Raw genomic sequence first — 6394 nt, 5'->3', positions numbered from 1 at the left:
ATACATCTCTTACGGAGAGAAGTAACAAAAAGAGAGAAAATTACAGGAATAAGAAGAAAGAATAATGAAACGAATCATTTTACTTCTGGCAATCGTCGTTGTCGGTGCGTCGCAAGCTGTCCGGGGGCAAAACGTGGCGGTAAAAACCAACCTGCTCTCCGATGCGGTCTTTAGCCCGAATCTGGGTATTGAAGTGGGACTGGCACCCAAGTGGACGTTGAATGTTTCCGGGCAACTCAATACCTGGAACCTGTCGCACGACAGGAGATGGAAGCACTGGGTCGCGCAACCTGAAATCCGCTATTGGCTGTGCGACCGTTTCGGTGCGCACTTTTTTGGAGCGCACGTGCATGGCGGACAATACAACATCGGCGGGATCGACGGGAGAGTCAAATTCCTGGGCACCGACGTGCGGAAGTTGAAAGACACCCGTTATCAAGGCTGGTTCGCGGGAGCCGGCATCGCGTACGGTTATGCGTGGATACTGGGCCGCCACTGGAACCTCGAGGCGGAAATCGGTTTCGGCTACTCCTACACCCGCTACAGCAAATACCGGTGTTCCGGTTGCGGGAAAAAGGTGGAGAGCAACCGGCCGCACCATTACGTGGGACCCACCAAGGCGGCCATCAACTTAGTTTACCTGTTTTAAAGCACAACGAACATGAAAAGGACGATATTTATACTGGCGGCCCTGTTGGGCATGGCGAACGTGTCGGAAACCGTGGCACAAAACACGGGAGAGATCCTGCCCGGTGTCACCATCGAGCGTTTCCATGTGAACCGTGAAGGGAGATACCTTGCCGTGAAGATGGATCTGGACCTGAACAAACTGGACGTGGATGCCAACCGTGCCGTGCTGCTCACGCCGCGCCTGGTCAACGGGACGGATTCGCTCGACCTGCCCTCGGTGGGGATTTACGGGCACAGGCGATATTACTATTATGTACGAAACGGCATAGGCAGCATCTCGGGTGAAAACGAAACGGTCTATCGTGCGTCGGAAAAACCGGGCAACGTGGCGTACGAGTGCCTCACCGAGTACCAAGGCTGGATGGACGGTGCCACGCTCAAGTTCCACCGCAGCGACTGGGGTTGCTGCCACGAGATCGTGGCGGAATACGACGGCACCGTGGGTCACCACCACGAGGCGTTCTTCCCGGAATTGATATTCGTGCAACCCCGGGCGGAAATCATGAAAAGCCGCTCGCTGTCCGGTTCGGCATACATCGACTTTCCCGTGGATCAAACGGTGATTTATCCCGATTACCGTTGCAACGCGGTCGAACTGGGTAAGATCCAGGCGACCATCGACTCCGTGCGCGGTGACAAGGATGTCACCATCACTTCCGTGTGGCTGAAGGGTTTCGCCTCGCCGGAAAGTCCCTACAAGCACAACACGGAACTCGCCATCGGGCGTACCGCCGCGCTTAAGAAACACATCGGGCAGCTGTACCACTTTGCGGATAGCCTTATCCAAACCGACCACGAGCCGGAAGACTGGGCGGGCTTGCGCCGCCACGTGGAGCAATCGAACATCAACCACCGCGCGGAGATTCTCGCCTTGATAGACAGTGATATGGAACCGGATGCCAAGGAAGCGAAAATCAAGCGTACCTACCCGGAAGAGTACCGCTTCGTGTTGCAGAATTTCTATCCCGCCTTGCGTCACACGGATTACCGTATAAACTACAATATCCGCACGTTCAGCGAGGTGGAGGAGATCAAGCGCATCATGGCAGAACGGCCGCAGAAGCTAAGCCTCAACGAGTTCTACCTCGTTGCCGGAAAGTATGAACCCGGCACGGAGGAGTTCACCGGTGTCTTTGAAACAGCCGTACGTATGTTCCCCAACGATGAGATTGCCAACCTGAATGCCGCCAACGCCGCCATTCGGCGGGATGATTTCACCACGGCACGCCGGTATCTCGCCAAGGCGGGCAACTCGCCGGAAGCGGTTTACGCCCGGGGGGCACTTGCCGTGCGGGAGGGCGATTACGAGGTTGCACGCCGCTACCTGAACGAGGCGAAAGAGATGGGGCTGGAAAAGGCGGCACGCACGCTGGATGAATTGAATAAAAGACAGAAATAACATTAAATTAATAAATTATTTAAATCTATCAACATGAAAAAGAATTCCTTATTTATGTCCGTACTGGCATCTTTGTTCATGCTAGGATGCTCACAGGAGGAGGTCGCCCCGAACGACGGTGACGGCGATAACGGTGAGGCGACGACCAGCTATCTGGCCGTAAACTTGGTATCCTCCGATGCGACAGGATCCCGTGCGACGGGAGGAGACTACGAAGACGGAAGTGCAGCCGAAAACAAAGTTTCCAAAGTCCGTTTCTATTTCTTCGATGGACTTGGTGGCATTTCTAATGTCAAGAATAACGGTGGAAGTTATGTAAACTACTTTGACTGGGAGCCCAAAGAACAGCAGGGTACTGGCGGCACCGGTGATGTAGAGAAGATACTTACCGCTAAAATTGTCATCAACACCAAGGCTGGCGACGGACTTCCCCAGTGCATAGCGGCTGTGATAAACCCCGATGGCGTGACCGGTTTGGGTAATAGTTCACTATCCCTTACGAACTTGAAAGAGATTACTCAGGACTACGCAACTACTGGTGAAAACGGTCTGACTTCAGAGGGCTATTTCGTGATGTTCAATGCCGTATATTCGAATGGTAGTACGGACATCAGCTCAGTTTCCATTCCGGAAAGTAAAATGAAGAAGACTGCGGATGATGCTATTGCTGACCCTGTCACCATCTACGTGGAGCGTAGCGTGGCAAAGGTCAAGGTTACTTTGGACAATAGTATAGGTTTCAATAACGGTTTACTGGAAGTAAAAGATAAAGAGGGTAATCCTATTTTGGTCAAGGGTACGGACGGGACTCAGAAAAATGTTTACCTGAAGCTCGACAAATGGGGACTTACAGCTAATACAAACAACGGAAGATTAGTCAAGAAAATCAATCCCGGATGGTCAGGTACTTGGTGGTACAATGATCATCGTAGCTTTTGGGCCATCAATTCAATGAGTGCAACAAATCAATGGCATACATACAACGATATCAATACTGATTTGGGAACTTCATTGTACACCAATGAAAATGCACAGAAAAACGATATAAATGCTACAACGGGTGGTGCACAGGAGAACACCAAGGTTATTCTTAAAGGTACCATTTGTACGTCAGACGGAAGTGCGGTAACGATAGCAAGACACGGGGGCGCCCATTTTGTTGATACAAAAACAGATGGTTATCCTAATCTGAAAAAGAGCATCTTGGATATGATGCGTGGTTATGGTTACACATACTATTATAGTGTAACAGAAAATGATGAAACTACATACACAGAGATTGGAACCGATGATATTGAGATTAAAATGGCCGACCAAGAAAATAAAGAGGAAAGTAATAACAACTGTTACGTGTACGCTCAGTTAACTTCTACCGCAGAAGGAAAGACGTGGCACGCCTCTAATGCAAAGGATGCACCAACTATTGAGGCTTCCGTTATTAACGGTACGCTTAAGAACAAAAAGACAGAGGATGAAAATGAAACGGAGTATATAATCGACCGTCCTTTGCTTTGGGTTGACGGTATGACTTACTACTACTACGAAATCGAGCATATTCAGAATCTGAATGATCCGGACAAGAAGAATCTGATAGGTGTAGTCCGCAACCATATCTACGCGACAAATATCACAAAGATTGCCGGTCTCGGTACTCCTGTTTACGATCCTACTAAGACTATTTATCCCGAGAAGCCTGAAAACAACGACCACTTCATCGCGGCTCGAATCAATATTCTCTCTTGGCGTGTTGTGAAAAACGATTACGAATTGGAGTGGTAATATGCCCCCGAACGCTCAAAAGTGTTCCTGATACATATAACGTGTGGGAGGCGGTTCCCGTCTCCCACACCAATAAAATTGAACAGATAACCAAAACAGTACCCGCCCACCGGTACACGAGGGAGGTGAGGCACCGGAGGCCTGACACGAGACGGCATCCCACTTGACGAGAAAATTCGGACGCAGGAATTCTGCGCACCATATATAGAACAAGTAACACAAGTATAAACGATACATTCAAGAAAGAGTAAACGATATGAATATACGGGCATTGATAAGGAATGTGGCAGCCAAGGTCGGCGTGGTGTCTGTCTGCCTGTTGGCAATGTCGTCCTGCGACAGTTGGTTCTACGAGGAAGAAGGCGATTGTTCGGTGTATTACCGGCTCAAATTCCGTTACGACATGAACCTGAAGTGGGCGGATGCTTTCGCCAACGAGGTCTCATCGGTTCACCTGTATGCCTTCGACCCTTCGGGCGTGCTGGTATGGCAGCAGGACGAACAGATCGATTCGACCACGGCGGAGAACTACTCGATGTCGCTCGACCTGCCCGCCGGCGACTACCGGCTGCTTGCCTGGTGTGGCCTCCGGAACGACGGCGAGCGTGAAGAGTCCTTCTCCGTGCCCGAAGCCCGTGTCGGCGAGACCCGGATGGAGCAGTTGCAATGCGCGTTGAACCGCAAGCGTGACGGGTCCGGTGCGTACAGCGAGAACCATTTGTACCGGCTCTTCCACGGCACGCTGGACGTGTCGCTGCCGGTGAACGAGGATGGCGGCAATTACGAGTACACCATGCCCCTGACGAAGAACACCAACCACGTCCGTGTCATCCTGCAACACCTCTCGGGAGAGGATGTAAACGAGGCTGACTTCATCTTTCGTATCGATGACGAGAACGGTCTGATGGCACACGACAACGAGCTGATGGCCGACGAGAATATCAACTATCGCCCCTGGGATATACAGAATGTAGAGGCTGGTATCGACAAGGACGATGCCCGTGCCGTCAGCAACGTGAAAGGACTCGTTGCCGACTTCACCGTGGGCCGTCTGATAGAGACACACTGCGAGAAAATGGTGCTCACGATCACCACCACGGAGGGCAAGACGGTGGCCCGGATCCCGGTGATAGACTATGCGTTGATGGGAAAAGAGTACTACGAGAAAGAATACCGCTACCCGATGGACGAGCGGGAGTTCCTCGACCGTCTGGACGAGTGCGTGATGACCCTCTTTCTCGACGAGGATCACAATTGGGTAAGCAGCGTTATTCAAATTCTATCATGGCGTGTCGTGTTGAGTAACGTGGATATTGATTGAATAGAAAGAAGGATTTAACTGATGAAACCGAACATTATACATAGCATTGTAGTCTGCCTGGCGGCATTCGCACTGCCTTTTATGGTGGCGTGCTGCAGTCAGGAAGAATCCTTGCCGGACAATGTTGCGGAAGCTGCCCTGTATTTGAACATCGAGCCGATCGTGCAATCGAGGGCGGGAGGGGCAACATTGCCCGACAACGAGAAAATGCATAGCGTGCGCATTGTCGTCCTGCATGCCGATGGAACGGTGGAGCATAACCGCCACTTTTCGCTGGAGGGTGCGCGAGAACAAAAATACATCTTGCTAAAGGTGACGCCCGACGAAAAGAAGAAGATATTCCTCTTCGCTAATGAAGAGAGCGTATCCAAGGTAGAAGGCGTGACGGGTGACCCCCAATCGCTGACCGATTTCTTTAAAGGATATACAGATGGTACGTCCGGTTTTGAAGCCGCGGTGAACGGTCTCTACTTTGCTCCGGGCTACACGGACAAGAAACCCATCCCGATGTCCTCCATGTACGAGATAGAGTTCCCCGCGAAAGGGAATTTCGATGGGACGTTCTATGTGGTGCGCGTCGCCACAAAGTTCACGGTGAACTTTATGAACTGGCGTGGCGAGGAAGTAACCATGAAGAATTTTACCATTGCGAGCTATGCCGACAAGAACTTCCTGATGGCGCATGTCAAGGATAGCGAGCAGAACCGGCAACTTTTCAAGGGGAAAACTTGGATAGACTGGCTGAAGGAGGTTTCTGAAGCCTCGTCCGAGGATGACGATTACGCCACCACGGAAGCTGCCGGCTGGCTGAAGGACTACGAGCTGCCGGCGCAGGCGAATAAGGCAAATACCTATACCCATGCGGCGATTACCGTGGGCGAGCCGACAGTTGACATTGACTACCCCGATAATTCAAAACCGGGTGTAGCAGAGAAGGCTCCCGTTTTCTACCTGCCCGAGAGCATGAACCCTAAGGCGGGAGCAGCAGATGGCGAGCAGGAGTACACCTTGACCATTAATATAGACGGAAGGACGGAACCTTTCGTCTGCAAACTGCCCAACTTGAAGGCGCTTTTCCGCAACACCCATGTCGTGGTGAACATAACCATGTATAATAGTAATGAAATCGTGGTGGATGTGATTCCATACAGCTCGGTATCCCTTGATCCGATATTCGGATTGGATGTTAAAGAACAATAGACAAA

The 6394-nt window shown here is 51.2% G+C and carries 6 protein-coding genes; 5 read left to right on the top strand and 1 reads right to left on the bottom strand.

Annotated elements, in window-relative coordinates; genetic code table 11:
- Window positions 1-64: 64 nt before the first annotated feature.
- The gene (locus tag A3CY_RS0105325; protein ID WP_018336869.1) at window positions 65-649 is read left to right on the top strand and encodes a DUF3575 domain-containing protein; all 585 of its coding nucleotides are present in this window, start codon (window positions 65-67) and stop codon (window positions 647-649) included.
- Here the strand turns inward: A3CY_RS0105325 and A3CY_RS23475 are convergent.
- The gene (locus A3CY_RS23475) at window positions 646-864 is read right to left on the bottom strand and encodes a hypothetical protein (protein WP_394330657.1); all 219 of its coding nucleotides are present in this window, start codon (window positions 862-864) and stop codon (window positions 646-648) included. The genes A3CY_RS0105325 and A3CY_RS23475 overlap by 4 nt on opposite strands.
- Here A3CY_RS23475 and A3CY_RS0105320 point away from each other — a divergent pair.
- From A3CY_RS0105320 to A3CY_RS0105305, 4 genes are all read left to right on the top strand, one after another.
- A complete protein-coding gene (locus A3CY_RS0105320) occupies window positions 761-2089 on the top strand; it encodes a DUF3868 domain-containing protein (RefSeq protein ID WP_394330656.1) in 1329 nt (442 codons plus the stop codon). The two genes, A3CY_RS23475 and A3CY_RS0105320, sit on opposite strands and share 104 nt — an antisense overlap.
- Window positions 2090-2122: 33 nt before the next feature.
- Window positions 2123-3868, top strand: a complete 1746-nt coding sequence (locus tag A3CY_RS0105315) for an Mfa1 family fimbria major subunit (RefSeq protein ID WP_026207333.1) — start codon at window positions 2123-2125, stop codon at window positions 3866-3868.
- 256 nt (window positions 3869-4124) lie between these two features.
- A complete protein-coding gene (locus A3CY_RS0105310) occupies window positions 4125-5189 on the top strand; it encodes a FimB/Mfa2 family fimbrial subunit (protein WP_018336866.1) in 1065 nt (354 codons plus the stop codon).
- A 21-nt stretch (window positions 5190-5210) separates the two neighbouring features.
- On the top strand, window positions 5211-6389 hold the full coding sequence (locus A3CY_RS0105305; protein WP_018336865.1) for a hypothetical protein: 1179 nt from the start codon (window positions 5211-5213) through the stop codon (window positions 6387-6389).
- Window positions 6390-6394: the final 5 nt, after the last annotated feature.

Origin of the sequence: Butyricimonas synergistica DSM 23225, from assembly GCF_000379665.1 — a bacterium.
Lineage (GTDB): Bacteria > Bacteroidota > Bacteroidia > Bacteroidales > Marinifilaceae > Butyricimonas > Butyricimonas synergistica.
The sequence above is the reverse complement of the archived record's forward strand: the minus strand, read 5'-3'. Positions and strand labels throughout refer to the sequence as shown.